At 56.7% G+C, this 20,544-nt stretch carries 20 protein-coding genes; 12 read left to right on the top strand and 8 right to left on the bottom strand.

Annotated elements, in window-relative coordinates:
* Positions 1-338 precede the first annotated feature (338 nt).
* A complete protein-coding gene (locus tag ACOERD_RS21485; protein ID WP_419737624.1) occupies positions 339-2,081 on the bottom strand; it encodes an IS1634 family transposase in 1,743 nt (580 codons plus the stop codon).
* Here ACOERD_RS21485 and ACOERD_RS21480 point away from each other — a divergent pair.
* The gene (locus tag ACOERD_RS21480) at positions 2,074-2,262 is read left to right on the top strand and encodes a hypothetical protein (protein ID WP_419740393.1); all 189 of its coding nucleotides are present in this window, start codon (positions 2,074-2,076) and stop codon (positions 2,260-2,262) included. The genes ACOERD_RS21485 and ACOERD_RS21480 overlap by 8 nt on opposite strands.
* A gap of 149 nt (positions 2,263-2,411) precedes the next feature.
* Here ACOERD_RS21480 and ACOERD_RS21475 read toward each other — a convergent pair whose 3' ends face one another.
* Together ACOERD_RS21475 and ACOERD_RS21470 are read right to left on the bottom strand one after the other, a co-directional pair.
* Positions 2,412-3,509 (bottom strand): Gfo/Idh/MocA family protein, encoded by a 1,098-nt coding sequence (locus ACOERD_RS21475; RefSeq protein ID WP_419740392.1) that lies wholly within the window; start codon positions 3,507-3,509, stop codon positions 2,412-2,414.
* Between the two features lie 12 nt (positions 3,510-3,521).
* On the bottom strand, positions 3,522-4,232 hold the full coding sequence (locus tag ACOERD_RS21470; protein WP_419740391.1) for a GntR family transcriptional regulator: 711 nt from the start codon (positions 4,230-4,232) through the stop codon (positions 3,522-3,524).
* A gap of 105 nt (positions 4,233-4,337) precedes the next feature.
* Here ACOERD_RS21470 and ACOERD_RS21465 point away from each other — a divergent pair, with 105 nt between their 5' ends.
* Genes ACOERD_RS21465 through dctP form a run of 6 tightly spaced genes read left to right on the top strand, consistent with a single transcriptional unit; the run spans position 4,338 to position 9,914 of the window.
* Complete coding sequence (locus ACOERD_RS21465) at positions 4,338-5,492, top strand: LLM class flavin-dependent oxidoreductase (RefSeq protein WP_419740390.1); 1,155 nt, start codon at positions 4,338-4,340, stop codon at positions 5,490-5,492.
* The gene (locus ACOERD_RS21460; RefSeq protein WP_419740389.1) at positions 5,492-6,382 is read left to right on the top strand and encodes an aldo/keto reductase; all 891 of its coding nucleotides are present in this window, start codon (positions 5,492-5,494) and stop codon (positions 6,380-6,382) included. Before ACOERD_RS21465 ends, ACOERD_RS21460 begins: the two co-directional genes overlap by 1 nt.
* On the top strand, positions 6,382-6,897 hold the full coding sequence (locus ACOERD_RS21455; RefSeq protein WP_419740565.1) for a flavin reductase family protein: 516 nt from the start codon (positions 6,382-6,384) through the stop codon (positions 6,895-6,897). Before ACOERD_RS21460 ends, ACOERD_RS21455 begins: the two co-directional genes overlap by 1 nt.
* Positions 6,898-6,950: 53 nt before the next feature.
* Positions 6,951-7,538 (top strand): TRAP transporter small permease, encoded by a 588-nt coding sequence (locus ACOERD_RS21450; protein ID WP_419740388.1) that lies wholly within the window; start codon positions 6,951-6,953, stop codon positions 7,536-7,538.
* Positions 7,539-8,828, top strand: coding sequence for a TRAP transporter large permease (locus ACOERD_RS21445; protein WP_170378746.1), 1,290 nt, complete (start codon positions 7,539-7,541; stop codon positions 8,826-8,828).
* A gap of 24 nt (positions 8,829-8,852) precedes the next feature.
* Positions 8,853-9,914, top strand: a complete 1,062-nt coding sequence (gene dctP, locus ACOERD_RS21440) for a TRAP transporter substrate-binding protein DctP (RefSeq protein ID WP_419740387.1) — start codon at positions 8,853-8,855, stop codon at positions 9,912-9,914.
* Positions 9,915-9,943: 29 nt separating this feature from the next.
* On the opposite strand, the gene ACOERD_RS21435 is transcribed toward dctP, so the two are convergent.
* Positions 9,944-10,414 carry a tetratricopeptide repeat protein gene (locus ACOERD_RS21435; RefSeq protein ID WP_419740386.1) on the bottom strand — a complete coding sequence of 157 codons (471 nt, stop codon included), beginning with the start codon at positions 10,412-10,414 and terminating at the stop codon, positions 9,944-9,946.
* Between the two features lie 3 nt (positions 10,415-10,417).
* Here ACOERD_RS21435 and ACOERD_RS21430 point away from each other — a divergent pair, with 3 nt between their 5' ends.
* Complete coding sequence (locus tag ACOERD_RS21430) at positions 10,418-11,701, top strand: cytochrome-c peroxidase (RefSeq protein WP_419740385.1); 1,284 nt, start codon at positions 10,418-10,420, stop codon at positions 11,699-11,701.
* A 273-nt stretch (positions 11,702-11,974) separates the two neighbouring features.
* Positions 11,975-13,156 (top strand): ISNCY family transposase, encoded by a 1,182-nt coding sequence (locus ACOERD_RS21425; protein WP_419737631.1) that lies wholly within the window; start codon positions 11,975-11,977, stop codon positions 13,154-13,156.
* A gap of 304 nt (positions 13,157-13,460) precedes the next feature.
* Here the strand turns inward: ACOERD_RS21425 and ACOERD_RS21420 are convergent, their stop codons facing one another.
* The 4 genes from ACOERD_RS21420 to ACOERD_RS21405 all read right to left on the bottom strand — a co-directional run bounded on the left by ACOERD_RS21420 (position 13,461) and on the right by ACOERD_RS21405 (position 17,051).
* Positions 13,461-13,841: a helix-turn-helix transcriptional regulator gene (locus tag ACOERD_RS21420; RefSeq protein ID WP_419740384.1), complete on the bottom strand. Its 381-nt coding sequence runs from the start codon at positions 13,839-13,841 to the stop codon at positions 13,461-13,463.
* A gap of 195 nt (positions 13,842-14,036) precedes the next feature.
* Positions 14,037-14,768 carry an IS21-like element helper ATPase IstB gene (gene istB / locus ACOERD_RS21415; protein ID WP_419737606.1) on the bottom strand — a complete coding sequence of 244 codons (732 nt, stop codon included), beginning with the start codon at positions 14,766-14,768 and terminating at the stop codon, positions 14,037-14,039.
* Entirely contained in the window at positions 14,755-16,263 is a 1,509-nt protein-coding gene (gene istA, locus ACOERD_RS21410; RefSeq protein ID WP_419737605.1) for an IS21 family transposase, read from the bottom strand. Before istA ends, istB begins: the two co-directional genes overlap by 14 nt.
* Positions 16,264-16,322: 59 nt before the next feature.
* Complete coding sequence (locus ACOERD_RS21405; RefSeq protein ID WP_419740383.1) at positions 16,323-17,051, bottom strand: AraC family transcriptional regulator ligand-binding domain-containing protein; 729 nt, start codon at positions 17,049-17,051, stop codon at positions 16,323-16,325.
* Between the two features lie 98 nt (positions 17,052-17,149).
* Between ACOERD_RS21405 and ACOERD_RS21400 the strand changes: the two genes are divergently transcribed.
* The 3 genes from ACOERD_RS21400 to ACOERD_RS21390 all read left to right on the top strand — a co-directional run bounded on the left by ACOERD_RS21400 (position 17,150) and on the right by ACOERD_RS21390 (position 20,512).
* Positions 17,150-18,547 (top strand): amidohydrolase family protein, encoded by a 1,398-nt coding sequence (locus tag ACOERD_RS21400; RefSeq protein WP_419740564.1) that lies wholly within the window; start codon positions 17,150-17,152, stop codon positions 18,545-18,547.
* A 112-nt stretch (positions 18,548-18,659) separates the two neighbouring features.
* Positions 18,660-19,337, top strand: coding sequence for a DUF3299 domain-containing protein (locus ACOERD_RS21395; protein ID WP_419740382.1), 678 nt, complete (start codon positions 18,660-18,662; stop codon positions 19,335-19,337).
* Positions 19,334-20,512: a carbohydrate porin gene (locus tag ACOERD_RS21390; protein WP_419740381.1), complete on the top strand. Its 1,179-nt coding sequence runs from the start codon at positions 19,334-19,336 to the stop codon at positions 20,510-20,512. The genes ACOERD_RS21395 and ACOERD_RS21390 overlap by 4 nt, the downstream gene beginning before the upstream one ends.
* The last annotated feature ends 32 nt before the right edge of the window (positions 20,513-20,544 follow it).

Genomic DNA, 20,544 nt, shown 5'->3' with positions numbered 1-20,544 from the left:
GCTGGGTCGTTGGGCTGATTGGCGCCTGAACGTCAACACGGAAGAAAGGTGTCTCGGTTTGCCCGGGTTAAGCGGGTTTTAGCTGTATCCGTAAGAGCATCTAGCTCGATCACGAAAGACGGCCATTTGCAGTCGGGAAGGCAAGACAAAAAGTATAGCGGGCCATCGCAGTGGGACTGCGCAAACGTAGGCTTGCACAATCGTTGGAAATGGCCCTGTGCTAACTCCTGACTTCCGACATTTTTTCGTATAAGTCATTGATATTATTATGCCTTGGTTGCCAAAAGGCACTACACGGACTTTTTTCGCCAGCGATTGTTTCGGAGTGTTGAGGGAGCTCAGGCTTTGGTCTGGCCAGTTTTTCGGGTGCGCCCGGGGGGTATCTTGAAAGGGGCTTCGTTCCAGGTCAGGCCGACGCAGGTGAGGATGCGTCTGGCATCGACCGTGGCATGGCTTGGCATGCCGTAGCGGTCAGGGGTGCCTTTGTGGCGCAGGATCGAGAGCTGCAATGCGTTCAACTCGTTGCGGATACGAGCCGGGCTCATCGGGTGTCCGAGCAGGTCCAGATGCTTGCGCAGGTGCTGCAGGCAGCAGAAGGCCATGTAGCAGATGGCGATATGGGCCCGGACCCGACGCGGCGACCAGTGATAGATGGGCCGGATTTTCAGATCGTGCTTGTTGGTGCGGAAGCAGGCTTCGATCTCCCACAACTGGTGATAGCGGGCAATGACGTCCTGTGCCTCCAGTTCGTCCGCACCATGAACAACAATGGCATGCAGCCCGTCCCATTGTGCCGCTGCCTTGATCTTTGCATCATCCAGCGTGACGTCCCCGCTGTCGGGGAAGGCCAGGAAGCGGCCATATCCCCGGCTGCTGAAGCTGCCGGGTTTGCGAGAGCGCTTGAGCTTCTTGTGCAGCTTTTCGATTGCCTTGTCGCGCTTGTGGGCATCATTGCGTGCCCGGGTGGGTGACCAGGTCACAATGACCCGCGCTCCCTCCTGGTCGATCACCTTGTACCAGCCCTTCTCGGTTGCCTCTTCAGAACCGTGTCCAGCCCAAGGCTGGCGTCCCTCCGGGCTCAAAATGTTCGCCTTCACGGCGGCCGGGGCGGACTTCATGCGATAGCCGAGGATGTAGGGCAGACCCTTGTTCTGCAACATCTGCTGGTTGTCCTTGCTGAGCATGGCGGCATCGGCCACGAACGTGACCCTGGCCACGTCGAAGCGTCCCTCCAACGCCTTCAGCGCAGCTTCCAGCGTATGACCTTCCCAGGTGTTTCCCGGGAAGAGTTCATAGCCCACAGGCAGCCCATCGGAGGTGACGATCAGCGCCAGCATGACCTGAGCGCGGTGATGCTTGCCATCCTTGCTGAAGCCCTTGGCCAGAAGATGATCCTGCTCGACCCCGTCCGCATCCTCGGCCGGGTCCTCGCGCTCGGTGTCAAAGGCCAGGGTCGTGCAATCGTAGAACAGCACGGTCACTGGCCCGCCCAGCAACTTCTCTGCCGCCGCGTGAGAGGTTTTGCAAATCCCGTCTATCACCGGCGTATTGATGTAATCCATGCTCCGATAGACCACGTCCAGATTGAGCGTGATGCCTGCCTGGTTCTCCAACGCCTCCACGGTCGCGCGCTTGCTCTCGGGCTGTGCGATCCGCGCCATAACCAGCTCTTTCACAATGCGATTGGCACTTTTACGCGCCGCCCCCAGAAGGGCCCCCCAACCCAGTTGGTCATACATCGTCCCCATGACATCCCGCAGACCCAGAGAGACCCGCGCCTCCTCACGGCACTCGGCAAGATCAACGCCAAGCTTGTCCGGCCGCGGAGCGCGGCGCACCAGCGCCTGCAGATCGGCATATTCCGTGGGCGTGAACAGTTCCATTTGCGGCGAGCGATCAATGCGTAATTGCTCCATCAAGCGGCCCGCCAGACGCTTGATATCCTCAATCTCGCTGTCGTTATGGGCCACACCCACATGGCGCAGGATCTTCTGGCGTACCTTGGAGCCGGTGCGGACGGATTCAACGATCTGGATCCGTGTGCGGTTGAGCTTTGCGTCATGTTTGGTGCGGATGAACATGGGCGAAGAGGTTAGCCATCTGAAGGCCCATGTCAATACTTTTTATAATAATGGGGCACTACAACGCGCCTCTGAGCAACCACACCTGAAAACAAACCAAAAACCCAGTCAGATCAACAAAAAGGTCGGAAGTCAGGAAAGACGGCCATTTGCAGTCGGGAAGGCAAGACAAAAAGTATAGCGGGCCATCGCAGTGGGACTGCGCAAACGTAGGCTTGCACAATCGTTGGAAATGGCCCTGTGCTAACTCGATTGGCGATGTCTGACATTGACGCGAGCGATATGGGGTCTTTTAGGGGCTGTAACACGCGCCCGTGTTTTTGAACCCGTTCAATCGACCATGTACACCGTTTCGCCGGTTTCTATTGCCTGTTGCGCCGCTTGCCCCATTCTGACAGCCCAGAGGCCGTCGTTCAAACTTACGTCCGGTTTAGCTTTTTCACCACGAAGCACGGCCAAGAAACCTTTGTGCTGATAGTAAGTCGATCCATTGTGATCCCCAGCCGCCAATAGGTTTGGGTCCACTGGAACGTCCATTGATACGGGGCCTTTGGGATTGCGCGGACTAATGATTACGCGCGGAGGCGGGGGGGCGCCCAAGTGATCCTGCCAAAAGCGCACCGGTCCTGGAACCAGAGCCTCGATTTTAGCTTTTGGTCCGACGGCTGATATTTCTTCCTGATAACGAGAGCCTTCCGCAAACATGCACAGTTCCAACATCGCGCGCGCACCCGAGGCAAAATCGACAAGAACATAGCCGTGATCCAGAATATCTGGGGTTTGACCATCGTAGCTCTCGTCCAAATGGTTCACCGCCTGCCCGCCACTTGCGGTTATGCGTATCGGGTCGGATTGCAATATCAGACGCATGAGGTCGAAGAAGTGGCAGCATTTTTCGACAAAAGTGCCGCCAGTATTGCGGTTGAAACGGTTCCAATGGCCGACCTTGTCTAGGAACGGAAAACGATGCTCGCGGATCGATAGCATTTTTATACCACCGGCCACCTGAGCCTTCTCGATCAGAGCAGCAATAGGGGGCATGTACCGGTATTCCATCGCAACCCAAATCGGGCAGGGGTAGTCGCGCTGCAACTGCTCGAGGCAAGCCCCGTCTTGCGGGTCGGTAAATAGTGGCTTTTCTACCAAAAGCGGTAGCGGACGTGTTTCCGCAATTTCGCAAATCTGGTCCACATGAAGATGGTTTGGGCTTACAATGACGACGCAGTCCAGTTCTTCAATCGCCAGAAGCTCTTGCATGGAACCCACCATGGCCGCATTTGGCGCAATTTCCTTGGCAGCTTTTGCCATCTCTGGATCGGGCTCAAAGATCGCTGCCACATTGGTGCCTTCCAGCAATCCGATATTGTGCAGGTGCTCTTGCCCCATCATGCCGCATCCAATCAGCCCGTAATTGATGGTCCGGGTCATGTGCGATTCCTTTTACTTCAAACGTTGTACGTAGTTGGCCCGATCTGGGTCGAACCAAGTTTTTGAGAATTCAACGGGTTCGGCGTTTTCCGACCAGCTGAACCGTTCGATGTAGCCTACCGATTGGCCCGCTGGTTTGGTGAAGTCAGGAGGTGTCCAGTCCGGTAGCGGTTGGACTGAGACTCTGTCTTCGGCTCTTGCGATCCAAAAGCCCAATTGGCGCTGATAGAAGCGATAGAGTGAGTCGGACAGCAGGCTCTGGTCGATCAGGCCTGCTGCTTCGTCGAGCCAAATTTCTTCGACTGCGATGATTGTATCATTCAGGTAGCGCATTCGCCGGACACGCGAACCAGCATCAGAAGCCCCGAATTTCGGCAGATTGGTTGGCTTTTTCAGATGGTCAACTGACAGGATATCCGCACGTGGCAGGCCACCCCCTTCAGGTAGTTCCAGCCTGAACATTGCATAGACGCTGTTTTGTGTACCGGTCTCGCGGATGTAATTGCCTGAGCCCTGGATACGCTCCAACATCCCCTTTTTTTCTAGCTCAGAGAGTGATTTTCGGAGCGTTCCGACCGAGACATTCAACTCCGCCGCCATCTCTCGCTCGGGTGGCAAACGCTCGCCATCGATAAGGCGCCCGGCAGCGATGTCGCGGATCAGGAGTTCCGCGATCTGAATATATACCGGCAGGGCATTTGGGTTTCGGCTGGAGGCAGGCACAGAGGACGCTTCACTCGGTCGCAGGAAAAATTGATACACTATTGATCTACATCAAAGCGATTGCTACGCAAGAGGAAAGTCAAAGATGTACGGAACGTGAATCAAATGAGCATCGTCCCCATCACATCCCCCGATCTGGATGCGGCCGAAGTTTCGTGGTTTGCCGCGCTGTGTTCCGATGATTACCAGTTCCTTGGCGTACCCGATGGCGACCTGCGGTCGAGTTGGGAGCATTGTTCCGGCATTGTAAAAGAGGCCGAAGCGCAGGGGTTCCGCAACATCCTCTGCCCGTCCTCCTATCAGGTCGGTCAGGACACGCTGAGCTTTGTCGCGGGCTGCGCCCCAATCACGGACCGGATCAACCTGTTGGCCGCTGTACGCTGTGGCGAGATGCAGCCGATCATGCTGGCCCGCACCATTGCGACGCTGGATCACATGCTGAAGGGGCGGTTGACGGTCAACATCATTTCCTCCGACTTTCCCGGTGAAAAAGCAGACAGCGCGTTCCGCTATCAGCGCTCGCGCGAAGTGGTAGAGATTCTGAAACAGGCCTGGACGCAGGACGAGATCAATCATGCAGGCGAGGTTTATAACTTCTCAGGCCTGACCACTGACCCGGCCAAGCCATACCAGGTTGGAGGGCCGCTGCTCTATTTCGGCGGCTATTCTCCGTCGGCTCTGGACCTGTGTGGGGAACATTGCGACGTCTACCTGATGTGGCCCGAAACCAAGGACCAACTGGCCGAGCGGATGAAGGCCGTCCATGCGGTCGCCGAGAACTACAACCGCACGCTGGACTACGGTTTGCGTGTTCACATGATCGTTCGCGATACCGAGGCCGAGGCGCAGGAATATGCGGATTACATCGTCTCGAAGCTGGATGACGAATATGGTCGTGCAATCCGGGAACGGGCGCTGGACTCGACTTCGCTGGGCGTTGCGCATCAGGCCAAGAACCGCGATCTGGCGGATGAATATTGCTATGTTGAACCCGGTCTCTGGACCGGCGTTGGCCGTGCGCGATCGGGCTGCGGAGCCGCTTTGGTCGGTTCGACCGATCAGGTTATGTCCAAGATCGAAGAGTATCAGAAGATGGGCATCCGAGCATTCATCTTTTCGGGCTATCCGCACATGGATGAAGCCAAACATTTCGGCGCCCGCGTGCTGCCCAACTTGAAAACTTGTTCGCTGCCCGAAGCTTATGGGCGCGTGCCTGCAACTACCCCGGCGACCCCGCTGGGCAACGGAGTTCGTCGCTGATGCAACGTGTGAAACTTTCTGACTCGCTGGAAATGAGCCGCCTTGTCTATGGCATGTGGCGCTTGGGCGACGATGCAGACACATCGGCGGCGCATGTCGAAGCCAAGATTCGTGCCTGTCTGGATCAGGGTATCACCACCTTCGATCAGGCCGATATCTATGGTGACTACGGGGCCGAGGCGGTTCTGGGCAATGCCCTGCGCGCCAATCCCGGTCTGCGTCAGCGGATGGAAATCGTCACCAAATGTGACATCGTCGCGCCCTGTGGCCGTTACGCGGACGCCAAGGTGAAATACTATGACACCTCGCGCGCGCATATCGTGAAATCGGTGGACACGTCCCTGTCCGAAATGGCGATTGACCATATTGACCTGCTGCTGATTCACCGCCCTGATCCCATGATGGACCACCATGAGACCGGAGCGGCTCTGGACGAGGTCGTCGCGAGCGGCAAGGTCGGCGCGGTCGGCGTGTCGAACTTCCGGCCTTGGGATTGGTCCCTGCTACAATCGGCGATGAAAACCCAACTGGTCACCAACCAGATCGAGGTGTCTCTGGGTGAGATCAGCCCCTTCACCAACGGCGATCTGGCATTTCATCAGCAGCATGGGCACCCGATCATGGCGTGGTCGCCGCTGGGCGGCGGTTTGTTGATGGCCGGAAACCCGCCGGCCGGCGTTGTCGCGGATGAAATCGCAGCCGAGTTCGGCGTGGATCGCGCCGCGGTTGCCGTGGCCTTCTTGTTGGCGCATCCGGCCAACATCCTGCCGGTTTTGGGCACCAACAATCTGGACCGGATCAAACGCGCCTCGGACGCGTTGAAAGTCAAACTGGATCGCGAAAGCTGGTACCGCCTTTATGAGGCGGCACTGGGGCATGAGGTACCATGATGAATGCAATCTCAAAGGACATGACCCACACTTTCGTTCCGCACAAGGATGACACCCGCACCCTGCGCGACGCCTTCGGGCGCTTTGCGACCGGCGTCACCATCGTCACATGCGACAGCGCCGATGGCCCTGTTTGCATTACAGCCAACAGCTTTTCGTCGCTTTCATTGGACCCGCCATTGATCATGTGGGCTGGCGACCGCAACTCGCGCCGTTTCCCGTATTTTCACAAAGCCCGCCATTTCAGCGTGCATGTGCTGTCCTCGGAACAGGCCGAGCTGTGCTTTGGCTGTTCCAAAGATGCTTTTGCGCTGCGCGACATCGAGCATGAGCGTTGTGAGAACGGGACGCCGCTGTTGGCGGACTGCCTGGCGCGGTTCGAATGTGAACAACACGCGTATCACGATGCGGGCGATCACGTTATTGTGGTGGGAAAGGTTCTTAAGGCCAGCATGGCGGACGGAGACGCGCTGACCTTTTACGCCGGGAAACTCGGCCAATTCGCGCAGCACTAAGCGCGATTTGACGACCGCGGGACATACCCGCGGCTGAACAAGGGAGGATCCGCATGAGCGGACTGGCATCGGTGCTTGCGCCGATTGCATTCGTGAACGAAACCGTGCTGCGTCTGGGCCGCGCGGTTGGCGTCGTTGCGATTGCACTCATGGTGATAGCAATCCTGATACAGGTGTTCTTCCGATACGTGCTAGGCAATGCTTTGCCTTGGCCGGATGAGGCTGCCCGGTTTTGCATGCTCTGGATGACCGGGCTTATGGCCCCCACCGCGTTCCGGCGAGGCGGCTTTGTGGCCATCGACATGCTGGAACGTTTCCTACCTCGCATAATCGGCCAAACGCTAAACCTGTTCCTGCTGCTGATTTCGCTCGCTGTCTTGCTGGTTGCCGTCAATATCGGCTGGTCCGAGGTCACTGGCTTTGGAGGTAGATTCGCCACCGCTGCGCTATACCTACCCACCTCACTCGGGTTCGACGAATGGTACCGCATCCCACGCAGTTGGATGATGGCCTCATTGTTGGTGGGGATCATTCTGCTGATTTCGGTGAATATCGAACTGATCCTGCGATCCTTCATCACTCTGCTGGGCGGGGGTCACCTATTGCCTGAAATTCCTGATGCGGCAGTGGGGGCCGAATAAATGCTGATCTGGTTTCTGCCCACCTTCCTGATTTTCCTGCTGATCGGCCTGCCTGTCTTTTTCGCCCTTCTGGCCGCGCCCGGCATTCTGCTGTGGCTGAACGGACAGACCAACGACATCACACTGCTCTATCGCAATGTCTATAATGGCATGGACAGCTTCCCTCTGATGGCGATCCCCTTCTTCATGCTCGCCGGAGAGCTGATGAACCGGGGCGGCATCACCATCCGTCTGGTCGAGTTCAGCCAGGCCCTGATGGGCCACCTGCGGGGCGGCCTTGCGCATGTGAACGTGCTGAGTTCAATCCTCTTCGCGGGCCTCTCGGGGTCCGCTGTTGCGGACACTTCGGCGCTTGGGTCGATGCTGATCCCGGCGATGGAGAAACAAGGCTACACCCGCAAATTCGCTGCCGCGATCACAGCGGCGAGTTCTGTGATCGGACCGATTATCCCACCTTCGGGCATCATGATCATTTACGCCTACGTCATGGGTGAAAGCGTCGCCGCGCTGTTCCTAGCGGGCATCGTGCCGGGCGTGATGGTGGGTGTGGGCCTTATGCTGATGATCAAACTCATGGCCGACCGCTATGACTTCCCCGTCGCCAGCCGCAAATACACATGGCCCGAACGGCGTCAGGCCAGCCTGAAGGCCTTCTTCCCGCTGATGACCCCGGTGATCATTCTGGGCGGTATTCTGGGCGGCATTTTCACACCAACCGAAGCCGCCGCCGTCGCCGTGGGCTACGCCTTTATCATCGGCTTCTTCGTCCTGCGCACGCTGACGTGGAAAGAGGTGCCCGAAGTGCTCAGCAACGCAGGCATGACCTCCGCCGTCGTCCTTCTGCTGGTCGGCGCGGCGATGGCGTTCAAGACAGTTGTCAGCCTCAGCCATGCGCCGGAACAACTGGCCTCGCTGATTCTCAGCCTGTCGGAGAACCCGCTGATCCTGCTGTTCCTGATCAACCTGCTACTGTTCATCGTCGGCATGTTTTTGGATGCAGGACCCGCGATCATCATCCTTGGTCCGATCCTTGGTCCGATCTTCACCAGCCTCGGCGTCGACCCGATCCACTTCGCCATCATCATGAGCGTCAACCTGACCGTAGGCCTTGCTACACCGCCAATGGGCTTGGTGCTGTTCGTGGCCGCCGCCGTATCGCGCGAGCGGGTCGAAACCATCGCCAAAGCGATCCTGCCGTTCCTGGCCGTTGAAATCATAGTGATCTTCCTGATCACCTATATCCCCGCACTATCCATGACGATCCCGAGGATAACGGGATTTGCCAACTAACTGAGTTCCACAGGGAGGAAACGCATGCTCAGAGAATTCATCAAAACCGCAGCGGTGGCCACATCGCTTGTGGCAGCATCCGCCATGGCTGCTACGGCCGCTGACTACACGCTACGCGCTACCGCAAACTCGAACGAAAATGACGAAGACTATGATGGTCTGATCGTCTTCAAGAACTATGTCGAGGCTGCCTCGAACGGCGCGATCGAGGTCGAGCTGTTCATCGGTACGCAACTGTGTTCGAACGGCGCGGAATGCCTGCAGGGCGTGGCTGATGGCACCATCGACATCTATATCTCCACCTCGGGCGGGGCCTCGGGCATCTTCCCTTACGTGCAGGTTCTTGACCTGCCTTACCTGATGGCCGATGACCGCATCGCCGAGCATGTCCTGTCTGGAGACTTCACCCGCACCATGCGCAATATGGCGCTAGAGGACTCTGGCGGCGCGATCCGTCTGATGACCATCGGTAACACCGGCGGCTGGCGCAACTTCGCCAACACTCAACGCCGCATTGCCGAGCCTGCGGACATGGAAGGTCTGAAAATCCGCACCGTGGTCGCCGACCTGCCGCAGGAACTGGTCAAAGCTCTGGGCGCGTCGCCGACTCCGATCCCGTGGCCGGAACTGTTCACAAGCTTTCAGACCGGCGTGGTCGAAGGCTCCAAGAACGGCATCACCGACATCATGGGCATGAAATTCCCCGACGCGGGTCTGCAATATGTCACGCTGGATGGCCATGCCTATATGGGAGCGCTGTGGTGGATGAATAACGCCAAGTTCCAGGAGATGCCTGAGGATATGCGCCGCGTCGTTGTCGACGGCTTCTATGCGCTGCAGCAGGCCACCTTTGCCTCGCCCAAGCGCAAGTCGATCCGGGCCTATGAGGATTTCGTCGCCGGTGGCGGAGACCTCTACGTGCTGACGCCAGATCAGAAGGCTGCGTTCAAAGAGGCCGCAACCCCGGTGTATGACTGGTTCCAGTCCAACGTTGCCCGTGGGGACGAAATCTTTGGCGCGCTGACCGAAGCGGTTGCTGCCGCTGAGGCCGATGTAAACGCCTCGCGCGATGCGGACTTGAACTAAGTAAGTAGGCCGGGCTTTTGGCCCGGCCCTCACCGAAACGGGTACATCCACCCTTTGTAGTCGTTGACCAGCACATGCGCCCTTTCGATTTGCTCTGGCGACATTTTCTTGACCACTTCCTCAAGGCTGATCGCCGCGTCGGGGTCGCCGCCAATGGCGCTGAGCGTGTACCACATATAGGCACGCACCAGATCGGGCGCGGGCATGCCCAGACCCAATTCATAGTACCAGCCGACGCCCGACTGAGCCCCCGGGTGGCCTTTCATCGAGGCGCGCAGATACCATTCAAAGGCCCGCTCGTAATCCTGCTCAACCCCAAGGCCCAGCCAGTACATCACGCCGATCAACTCCTCAGCCTCGGCGTTGCCGGATCGCGCGGCTGGAAGAAGCTCCTCGCGCGCGGCTTCAAACTGTCCGGCTTCCATCATGTCGCGCGCTTGCTCCAGTTCCGCCAGAGCCGGAGACGCAAATATGCAAAGGGCGAAAACAAGCTGACGCATGGGTTGGTTGCTCTCTTCTGGGTTGGGGCTGCTGCGGCACAGGATTTGCCGCGCCCGCTCACCGATGATGACTTTATCCCATTTGATATGGAACAGGCCGCCGTTGGTCATCAACTGTTTTACGACCCGATCCTGTCGGGCAACCAGAACATCAGCTGCGCCCATTGTCATCACCCGGATTTCGGCACCTCTGACGGGTTGTCACTGGGCATAGGAGAAGGCGGGCAAGGGTTGGGACCGGACCGCACACCCGGCACTGGGGCAGATATAATACGCAAACGCGTCCCTCGCAACTCTCCGGGCCTGTGGAACCTTGGGGCTAGGGAGATTCACACAGTCTTTCACGACGGCAGGCTGAGTATTTCAGACGTCTACGGCAACGGCTTCAATTCCCCAGCGCAGGAGTGGCTGCCCGAGGGCCTGAATTCCCTGCTGGCGGCGCAGGCTCTGTTTCCCCTGACGTCACAATTCGAGATGGCGGGCAATGTGGCCGAGAATGAGGTTACAGGCGCGGTGCATGATCGGATAGACAAAGGCTGGCCAATTCTAGCGAAGCGCGTTCGCACCGATCCACGCTATGGCCCTGCCATCGTCGCCGCCTTTGATGAGGTCGAAATTGCCGAAGACATAACGATCACGCAAGTCGCCAACGCTCTGGCCGCTTTCATGGCGATCGAGTGGCGTAGCACCGACAGCCCGTTTGACCACTACCTCGCGGGTGACACGAATGCCCTTTCACCGGCCCAATTGGATGGGATGGAGCTTTTCTACGGCAAAGCCCGCTGTTCCAGCTGCCACGCCGGACCTCTCATGTCTGATCAGAAGTTCCATGCTTTGGGTCTACCGCCCTTTGGGCCCGGCCGCACCCGGCAGTGGGATCCCTTCGTTCGGGATGTAGGCCGCATGGGAGAAAGCAACCGCCTAGAGGATGCCTATAGGTTCCGCACCCCTATGTTGCGCAACGTTGCCCTGACCGCGCCTTACGGTCACAATGGCGCCTTCCCCGATCTGGAAAGCGTCATTCGCCATCACTTGAATCCGCAGGCTAGTCTGGACAACTGGAGTCCTGAAATGGCTGCATTGCCCGAGGTGCCATGGCTCCAAAAAACCGATTTCATAGTTTGGGAGGACGATTATGAAATGGAGCGTCAACGCAATAAAAGCGACATTGTTCCGATCCAACTCACGGAGTTGGAAGTGCAAAACCTGATTGCTTTTCTGCATTCGTTGACAGGTATCAGCGTAGGTTCATTGAAGTTCGGAGTGCCGAAAGGATTTATGCCTTAGCCATACCTCACATCGGCAATGCACTGTCAGAGAAGTCATACTTTGCCGTCCTTCTTGGTTGTCCCTTCCGAGGAGATCTTGGGCCGAAATGATCTGCAGGGAAAAAGACTCTGACGAGCGGCGCGAAACAAAACAATCCAGGCACCTAAAAGGATATCAAACCAACTTAACCTCACAAGACCTGCATAGAGTCTGTGTCGCTAACACGCGATATGTCCGGTGTATGTAACATGCGATCTGTCCGGTTCTATTCTGTCTCTGAGAGGAGGCGTTATGAACCGAGCAGAAGTGTTACAGGAAGTTCGACTGATGAAGTTTGAAGATGTGTATTCGCGGCGAAGCGCGAACAAGCTGACGCAAGAACAGGCGGCTGAGATACTGGGTGTATCCGTGCGCACCGTCAGGCGTTGGGAGGATCGATTTGAGGCGGATGGTGCAGAAGGTCTGTACGACCGTCGGCTTGGCAAACTGGCCAACAATCGTGTTGCCACGGATAAGGTCATGGAGATGCTTGAACTGTTTGATACCAAGTACTGGGATTACACGCCGAAGCATTTCCACGAGAAGCTGGTGGCCCACCATGGTTTCACACAGAGCTACAACTGGGTGCGGCTTACACTGCAGCGCCACGGCCGGGTTCAGGCAGCACCCCGACGAGGTGCCCATCGGCGCAAGCGGCCCCGCCGTCCGATGGTTGGCATGATGTTGCATCAGGACGGCTCCAGCCATGAATGGGTTCCGGGTCAGTGGTGGGATCTGATCGTCACCATGGACGATGCCACCAACCGGGTTTATTCGGCATTCTTTGTCGAGGAAGAAGGGACGATGAGCAGTTTTCAGGGGCTGACAGAGGTGATCGAGGCGCAAGGTCTGTTTTGCTCGCTCTATGCCGATCGGGGCTCTCATTACTGGCATACGCCCGAAGCGGGCGGCAAAGTGGACAAGGACAATCTGACCCAGGTCGGGCGCGCCTTGCAGCAACTCGGCATTGAGCTGATCCCGGCCTATTCACCGCAGGCCCGTGGACGGTCTGAACGCATGTTTGGCACGTTCCAGAACCGATTGCCGCAGGAACTGCGGTCCCATGGGATCACAACCATTGAAGAGGCCAATCAGTTCCTGAAAGAGGTCTATCTTCCCGAACACAATGCCCTGTTTGCAAAGGAGCCGGAGGATACGACCTCGGCCTTCGTGCCGTTTACAGGCAATGTGCGCGACACCCTGTGTGTGCAGGAAGACCGCGTCGTCGGCAACGACAATACGGTGCGCTACAAGGGCCTGGTCATGCAGATCGCGGCAGACAGGCACCGTCATCATTTCGTCAAGGCGAAGGTCAGGGTCCACGAATACCCCGATGGTCAACTGGTCATCTTCCACGGCCCGAGATGCATTGGCCGCTACCAGCCTGACGGATCACCCATCACACAGGAGGATAGCAAACACAAAGTCGCGTGACCCGCTTCGACGTGGCGCGAACGCGGTGGCCCAAATCTACGGTCGCCTACGGCTCCCTCCGAATTGGGCCACCGCGCAATCAACTGAAGCGGACAATTGGCATGTTACCTACACCGGACAATTCAGAATGTTCTCGACAGACCTGCATAGAGTCTGACGCACCGTGCTTGTGGGTGACATACTTCCGGTACGACGGCAATTGTCCCACTGCGATCCTTGAATAGGGTTCCAAAATTCTGTCGCAAATTCTTGTCGATCCGCACTTTCTATGAAGGGGCAAGCAGTCCCAGTAGTTACAACGCAACTACGCACCAAGACGGAACTTGGTCGGTGTCATTCCGGTTTGACCACGGAAAAAGCGCGTGAAATGGGACTTGTCTGAGTAGCCAAGGAGTAGACCGATCTCAGCAATTGTCATCTTGTCATCTCTGAGGTGCTCTTTGGCGACATCGACACGCAGCCGTTTGATTTCGCGGGGGAGTGTTGTGCCTTGTCTTTGAAGCGCTTTCAGAAACCGTTCCGGCTGTATTCCCAGTAGTCCAGCCACAACCTCTGGTCCCAGATCGGTTTCATCCAGTTTGTCGCGTAAGACGGATCGCAAAGCGGCCACCACCGTTACTTCTTCGTTTTGTCGAGCTGAGGCTATGTGTTTAGCAGAACCCTCGGAGGCATGGTGCAGAAACAATGTCAATCGGCATTGAATAATGACCCCCCATCGGCGTCCAAATTTGACCCCCCTTGGAGCTAAGAGGGGCGTTGAGGGGGTCGTGTTTAGGTTGATTCAGGAGGGGGTGGACAGCAGGTCAAACCGAAAAGAGAGCGTAGCTCGACTGAAGGTTTGACCTGCTGTCTGTTTTGAATTTATTCCCCGATTTCGAGGTTAGTCGCGGTGGTTAATTCGCCAGCTTTCGTTCCCGGTTTCGATGATATCGCAATGGTGTGTCAGTCGATCCAGGAGAGCAGTGGTCATTTTGGCATCTGTGAACACACTCGGCCATTCAGCAAATGCGAGGTTGGTTGTTAGCAGAATAGACGTTCGCTCGTACAGTTTGCTGATGAGATGGAAGAGTAATCGTCCACCAGACTCTGCGAACGGCAGATAACCGAGTTCGTCTATAATCACGAGGTCGACGCGGATCAGCTGCTCGCTGAGCCGCCCGGCGTTGCCTTCGCGATGTTCAGCCTCCAGCTTGTTCGCGAGATCCACAGCGCTGAAGAACCTGACCCGCCGGCGGTTATTGACCGCGTGGCCCCCGATCGCTGTTGCGAGATGCGTTTTGCCCGATCCGGTTCCACCGACCAGCACGCCATTCCTGGCCTGGTCCATAAAATCGCCGTCATGAAGATTGCGCACGACTTCCTCGTTGACGGGGCTGACCGTGAAGTCGAACTCAGGTAAGGACTTGCAGACCGGGAACTTTGCGGCACCCATCTGATACCGGATCGAGCGCGCAGTCTTTTCGGCCAGTTCGGCCGTGAGGAGTTCGGCCACGACCTGTTGGGGCCGCCAGTTGTTTTTGGCTGCGGCCTGCATCACTTCGTCAAAGCAGTTGACGATGCCTGGCAACTTCAGTTGACGGGCAAGTTCGAGAATTTCCTTACGCAGTTGCATGGGAGCCTCCAAGCCTGTCATAGCGAGCGCAATCCGCGATCGGTGCCATTTTCAGCTGCAGGTGGGCAGGCGGCTCAATCGCCTTTGGCGGCGGGGGATTGGTGCGCCGAGAGACAATGTTCAGGATCGCATCGGCCTTGCGCAGGCCAGATTTTAGAGCTTCTTCGCAGGCAGCCTCGACCACATCAATGTCGTGCTGGTAAGCAGCGAAAAGAATATCGGCAAGTTGCCGGTCTCCGTCGGATGTGCCCCGCAGATGGGTCCAGATCTGCGTCATTGCCGGTGGTAGGTCCCAGTCACGGAACGGTGCTCCATTGCGCAGAGCGCCAGGCTTGCGCTTGAGGACGGGCACATAGTGCCAAGGGTTGAAGATCGTTTTTCCTCGGCCGAAGCACCGTTCGTGCTCTCCGACAATCTCACCGTCTTGGCGCAGGACAATCCGCGTGGCGTAGACCTGCAACTGGACCTGACGTCCAACAGCTCTTGCCTCAACGCTGTATTTGTTTCTTTCGAAGTTGATCAGGCAGGTTCGGCTCACGGCGACCGTCTTTTCACGGAACCCGACGAAGGGCTTCTGCAGATGCGTCAGCAGCGGCTTTTCCTGCTGGAACTCCTCCCAGACCGTCACCTCCAGGTTTTCCGGATGCCGCAGTTCTTTTGCGCGTTTGATCGCGTCTTTTTGCAGCCGGGCATTCAATTCATCGAAGTCGGCCACCTCCAGACGCGGTGTAAAACTATAGGCGCGGCTCTCCTTGACCAGATTCTCAACCTGACCCTTCTCCCAACCGGCCGCGCGCGTACAGGCGATCGGGTTCACCAGATGATGAGAACACATCCGGGAGAATGCCTTGTTGAACTTTCTTTCCTTGCCCGACAGGATCGCATCGACGGCGGTCGTCATGTTATCGTAGATCCCGTTGATGCAGCCTCCACCAAAGAATTTGAAGGCCTCGTCGTGGGCATCAAAGACCATCTCCTGCGTCTCGCGCGGATAGGCAATGGAGAATGGCATGCGGCTATGGCAAAGTTTGAAATGGGCAACCTTCACGGTCGTGAGTGCACCGTCCATCAAAACCGTCTCCACACTCCAGTCGAACTGGTACGCCTCCCCAGGATCAAAGATCAGCGGGATGAACGCCTGCGCCTGTTGTCGGCCGTGCGCAATGCGCCAATTCTTTGTGTAGCGTCGAACACTGTCATACCCGCCGCCAAAACCATCATCGGAGAGTTCCTTCCAGATTTTGGTCATCCGCTTGCGGTGTTTCTTCGGAAGCGCCTCGTTCTCCTCAAGCGTTTCATCCAGACGCGCGCGCCAAGGCCCGAGCACCGGGTATGGCTGCGATTTGCGCTCATATTTGAACTCCGTCACTCCCGATCGGATTATCTTTCGAACCGTTGCACGGCTCAAATTGAGCGAACGGCAAATTTCCTTGATGCTCTTTTTTTCGATCAGGTGTAAGCGACGCACTTTTCTAATAGTTTCCACGCAAATCATCCCGCTTGCCTCTCCATCGACTGCTCAATGAAAAGGATGTCTACAACCATAGGGAGGGGTCAAATTTGGACGCCGATTTCCCCGCTTAGGGGGTCAAAATTGCACGCTTTTCTACAAAACAACCATTCCACAGGAAAACTGATTTGCATTCCGGGATCGGGTCCCAAGCCAACCTCGATACCTTTGTAGTTGACCGGTAGACCCGTAATATACCTGCTTTCCCACCGCACACGCGAAGAATCCCAAGATTCTCCAACGACTGTCTCTAGGAGTCGTACATAGATCGCGGCACCAAAACCGGTCACTTGAATGGGTGGGACAGCGGGTTCCTGTTGCCTCTCGATACGATAGGTTGCTTTGTCTGCTTCAATGACAAGGCTGTGCCGCACGGAATTGGATTCCTGCGGGACAAGCCCAACAAAGCGGGTAAAAAACTCGAACAGCGAGTTTGTTGATTGCAGCGCCTGAGCGAACGGAGGCCATTCCTGCAGTTCAAAAGTTTCTCCTACATTCAGGCCAAGGTATCGGTCCCCGGACACGTCTGAGAAGGCATTTAGCAGACCGTAAACCAGCTCTGAGTGGACATAGACAGAAGGGTCAGACAACAGTTCGGGCTTCAAGCCGACCTGATCCAAAGCGGGTTGCGGATCGATCTCGCGGTCGGTGAGATACTGCAGAAACGGAGCCGCCAATGCGAGGCGAATGAACCCTTCGCTATGCTCTTGAGAGGTGGAGTTGAACGGCAATCTCGTCACCCTTTCAGGACCAATGCTGTGATCAGTGGCCATTTTTTAAGTCACATTCGAACATCCTAATGCGAAACTGGCAACCGAGGCAAAACTTTCCGGGCTACAGTTAGCAAAACACGAATATGAAGGGAGTACTTATGTCCGGTCTGCGAACGTCTCTTTGCTCGGCGGCAATTGTCGCCGCAGGTTTCTCTGTTTCAGCGCCCGCACAAGCTCAGGATCAGGAAGAACCCCAAACGCTGTTTACCAACGTGCATGTCTTCGACGGTGTGAATGAACAGCGTATCGAAAATGCCAGCGTTCTGGTTGAGGGCAACCTGATCAAGGCTGTCTCAACCGATGCGATTGATGCCCCAAATGCCACGGTCATTGACGGAGAGGGACGCACACTGTCCCCCGGGTTTATCGAACTGCACGCGCACCTGATGCTGATGGGCCCGACCCTGCCTGCGATGGAGGCCAACACAACGTGGGAAGACTTTGCCATACACGGTGCGCGGATGGCCGAGATGTATTTGATGCAGGGCTTCACCACAGTCAGGGATGCAGGTGGCGCCAATGGCGGGCTGCGCCGCGCAATTGACGCAGGCCAAATTGAAGGACCGCGTTACTTTCCTTCCGGTGCATTTATCGGAACGCGCGGCGGTCATGCTGATTTCGCGAATTTCACCGCTCCACCGGGCTCAGAGACCAACATGAGCCGTCTGAATTTGGCGCAGGAGGTGAGCGGTGTCGACGACGTCTACAGGTTCGCGCGCAACAATTTCCGCATGGGTGCGACCCAGTTGAAGTTCATGCAGTCCGGCGGTGTCGTTTCGGCCTTTGACCCATGGCAACTACTGGCCGGATCGCCCGAGGAAATCAGGGCCGCCGTACAAGTGGCCAATGAGTATGGCAGCTATGTCATGGCGCATTCCTATCGCAAGGAAGCGATCCTGAGTGCGCTTGATGCAGGTGTGATGTCGATCGAACACGGCTTCTCGTTTGACTGTGAAATTGCCCAAGTCATGAACGAAAAAGGGGCGTATATCACCACCAACCTGACGGCATTCGATCCCGGCTTGCTTGATATTCCGGCGGTGGCCAGCGTGCCCGCAAGCCTTGCCAAAGCCAAATCTGCCTCGGCCACATTTGCAGGCTATATCGACAACATGAAGGAATGCCCGGTGAAACGAGGGTTCCAGACCGACTGCGTTGGTTCGGTTGAGGCGTGCAATATCCAGATTGCCTATGAAAAGCACCTGAACAATGAGTTTTTCGGGCCCTACACGTCCATGGTCACGTTGACATCGACAGGTGGCGAGGTGGTCGCTTTGTCAGGTGACTTCATGAACCCGTATACCGCTGGAAAACTCGGTGTGATCGAAGAAGGCGCCTATGCGGATATCCTGTTGATCGACGGTAACCCGCTCGAAGATTTCTCGGTTGTTGGTACGGGTGATCAATGGTTCGGCGCCGACCCGAGGCCTGAAAGCCCTGATACGATTCGACTGATCATGAAAGATGGCGTTATCTACAAAAACACACTGAATTGACCTGTCTAAGTAGCCGGAGAGAATTTATGCACCATTGGTTCCGCTGGGTAGTATTCGCAGGGTTATTTTGGTGTGGGCATTCTGCGCTGGCGGCGCCTGAAACCGCATTAGATTGGGCGACCTGCCAGACCCATCTGCGCAGGTCTTCGAAGACCCCTATCGCGAGCTCAGCCCTGAACAATTCGACGATGTTCTTTACGTCGTTCGATTGCGCGGCAGGCTGCAGCAGGATGGTGGCAGCGAAGAAGAGCGGCAAAAGTGGCAAGTACTTTTGACCGAGACTGAGGATACCTTGGCTGCTGATGGAATTGATATCGACTGGCTGCTCGATCAGCGCGAAGTTGTGATGGAACGTCGGAGAAAGGCGGGGACAAACGGAAATCCGCAATTCGATGGTCAAACAATCACACTGGCTGGTTTCGCCATTCCTGCTCCGAATGATCCAGACGGTCGGGCTGTGGCGTATTTGGTTCCGGAACGCGGGATGTGCAGTCACATGCCTCCCCCTCCGCCCAACCAGATGATCCGTGTGCGGTTGAACGGGGACTGGGCGCCCAGCTATTTTCATGAACCCGTTCGGCTGACGGGCATGCTGACCATCGATCCGTCTGTTCAGAATATGATGGTTGTGGATGGCCAGATGCCGATGAACGCGACTTTCCAGTTGGAAACGGAACGTGTCGAAACGCTCGAAACCACGGCAGACAGGCTGGAATGGAAGCAGCGTGCCGCTGATCGCATCCGTGCGGCGGGAAATCGCAAGACCGGTGGGGCAAGGGCGTCTGAATGATAAGACTTCTGGCTGCTACATTGAGTATTACCGTCGCTGGCGCTGCCTCGGCGCAAGGACTGTCCGGGCCCTCTTCGGTCGAAGCTGATCTTACCCCCGGAGATGGGCTCACCGACCCACAATACCGTTCAGATTTTCCACGCAACATCGCACCGGGTTGGTTTGAGTGGAAAGACCGGCTGGCTGAGGGTGGGTTTCGGTTCAATATTGATTACCTGGCGCTGGGCCAAACCACGAATGCTGATCTGGGAACCGGCGAAGCGGCCAGCGGAATTGCACGTTTCTACGGGAGTTGGCAGGCAACGGAACGGGGTTCCCTGACATTCAAGATTGAAAACCGGCATAGCTATACCGATGTCGCCCCGCAGTTCCTTGGGCTGGATGGCGGAGCGCTTTCGATCACCGGGACAGCCTTCAATGACAACGGTTTGCTGCTGACCAACCTGTTCTGGACCCAAAGGGCCGAAAACGGTTCGTGGACGCTGCAATTCGGCCAGATTGATGTAACGGACTTTGTAGATATCTATGGGTTGGTAAGCCCTTATAGTGGCTTCCAAAACCTGTCATTCAACACCAACCCGACACTCAACGCGCCCAACCCGGGCCTTGGTATTGCCGGTGGGATCAAGCTGAGCGAAAACTTCTACGCCGTCGCGAGCGTTGCAGACGCAAATGCAGATCCGTCTGATCCAAACTTTGATGTGTTCAGCGATGGCAATCTCTTCAAGTCACTCGAACTTGGGTACACGTCGGGCTTTGATCGCATCTATTTCGACAATGTCCATTTGACCCTCTGGCATGCGGATGCGGCCGAAGACGGCAGCCGGGCGGAAGACTACGGTGCTGCGTTTTCTGCCGCATGGTTTGTTGATAATAAGTGGATGCCGTTCTTTCGGGCAGGGGCCTCAAAAGGGACCGCAGCGCTGTATGACCGGTCGGTTTCTGCTGGTTTGGGTTACTATGGCCGCAATACCGATCTGGCAGGTCTCGGCCTGAACTGGGCCGAGGCCCGAGGCATAGATGGCGATCAATTCACTCTGGAAGCCTTCTACCGGTTTTCAATCTCACCCGGGCTGCAGATCACGCCGTCCCTGCAATACATTTCGAACCCGCTGCTGAACCCCTCTCAGGATAGCATTACGCTGTTCGGCCTACGAACCCGGATCGTTTTCTAGTGTGGGTCGAAAGCAGACGTCAAAAGCGTTGA

Origin of the sequence: Ruegeria sp. (assembly GCF_965199275.1) — a bacterium.
Lineage (GTDB): Bacteria > Pseudomonadota > Alphaproteobacteria > Rhodobacterales > Rhodobacteraceae > Ruegeria.
This window is presented reverse-complemented; position numbering and strand designations above follow the sequence as displayed.

Bases quoted from the DNA above. Each gene is read 5' to 3' on its own strand.
- ACOERD_RS21480 (WP_419740393.1), top strand. From the start codon at position 2,074: ATGAACATGGGCGAAGAGGTTAGCCATCTGAAGGCCCATGTCAATACT.
- ACOERD_RS21485 (WP_419737624.1), bottom strand. From the start codon at position 2,081: ATGTTCATCCGCACCAAACATGACGCAAAGCTCAACCGCACACGGATC.
- ACOERD_RS21475 (WP_419740392.1), bottom strand. From the start codon at position 3,509: ATGACCCGGACCATCAATTACGGGCTGATTGGATGCGGCATGATGGGG.
- ACOERD_RS21465 (WP_419740390.1), top strand. From the start codon at position 4,338: ATGAGCATCGTCCCCATCACATCCCCCGATCTGGATGCGGCCGAAGTT.
- ACOERD_RS21460 (WP_419740389.1), top strand. From the start codon at position 5,492: ATGCAACGTGTGAAACTTTCTGACTCGCTGGAAATGAGCCGCCTTGTC.
- ACOERD_RS21455 (WP_419740565.1), top strand. From the start codon at position 6,382: ATGAATGCAATCTCAAAGGACATGACCCACACTTTCGTTCCGCACAAG.
- ACOERD_RS21450 (WP_419740388.1), top strand. From the start codon at position 6,951: ATGAGCGGACTGGCATCGGTGCTTGCGCCGATTGCATTCGTGAACGAA.
- ACOERD_RS21445 (WP_170378746.1), top strand. From the start codon at position 7,539: ATGCTGATCTGGTTTCTGCCCACCTTCCTGATTTTCCTGCTGATCGGC.
- dctP (WP_419740387.1), top strand. From the start codon at position 8,853: ATGCTCAGAGAATTCATCAAAACCGCAGCGGTGGCCACATCGCTTGTG.
- ACOERD_RS21435 (WP_419740386.1), bottom strand. From the start codon at position 10,414: ATGCGTCAGCTTGTTTTCGCCCTTTGCATATTTGCGTCTCCGGCTCTG.
- ACOERD_RS21425 (WP_419737631.1), top strand. From the start codon at position 11,975: ATGAACCGAGCAGAAGTGTTACAGGAAGTTCGACTGATGAAGTTTGAA.
- istB (WP_419737606.1), bottom strand. From the start codon at position 14,768: ATGCAACTGCGTAAGGAAATTCTCGAACTTGCCCGTCAACTGAAGTTG.
- istA (WP_419737605.1), bottom strand. From the start codon at position 16,263: ATGATTTGCGTGGAAACTATTAGAAAAGTGCGTCGCTTACACCTGATC.
- ACOERD_RS21405 (WP_419740383.1), bottom strand. From the start codon at position 17,051: ATGGCCACTGATCACAGCATTGGTCCTGAAAGGGTGACGAGATTGCCG.
- ACOERD_RS21400 (WP_419740564.1), top strand. From the start codon at position 17,150: ATGTCCGGTCTGCGAACGTCTCTTTGCTCGGCGGCAATTGTCGCCGCA.
- ACOERD_RS21390 (WP_419740381.1), top strand. From the start codon at position 19,334: ATGATAAGACTTCTGGCTGCTACATTGAGTATTACCGTCGCTGGCGCT.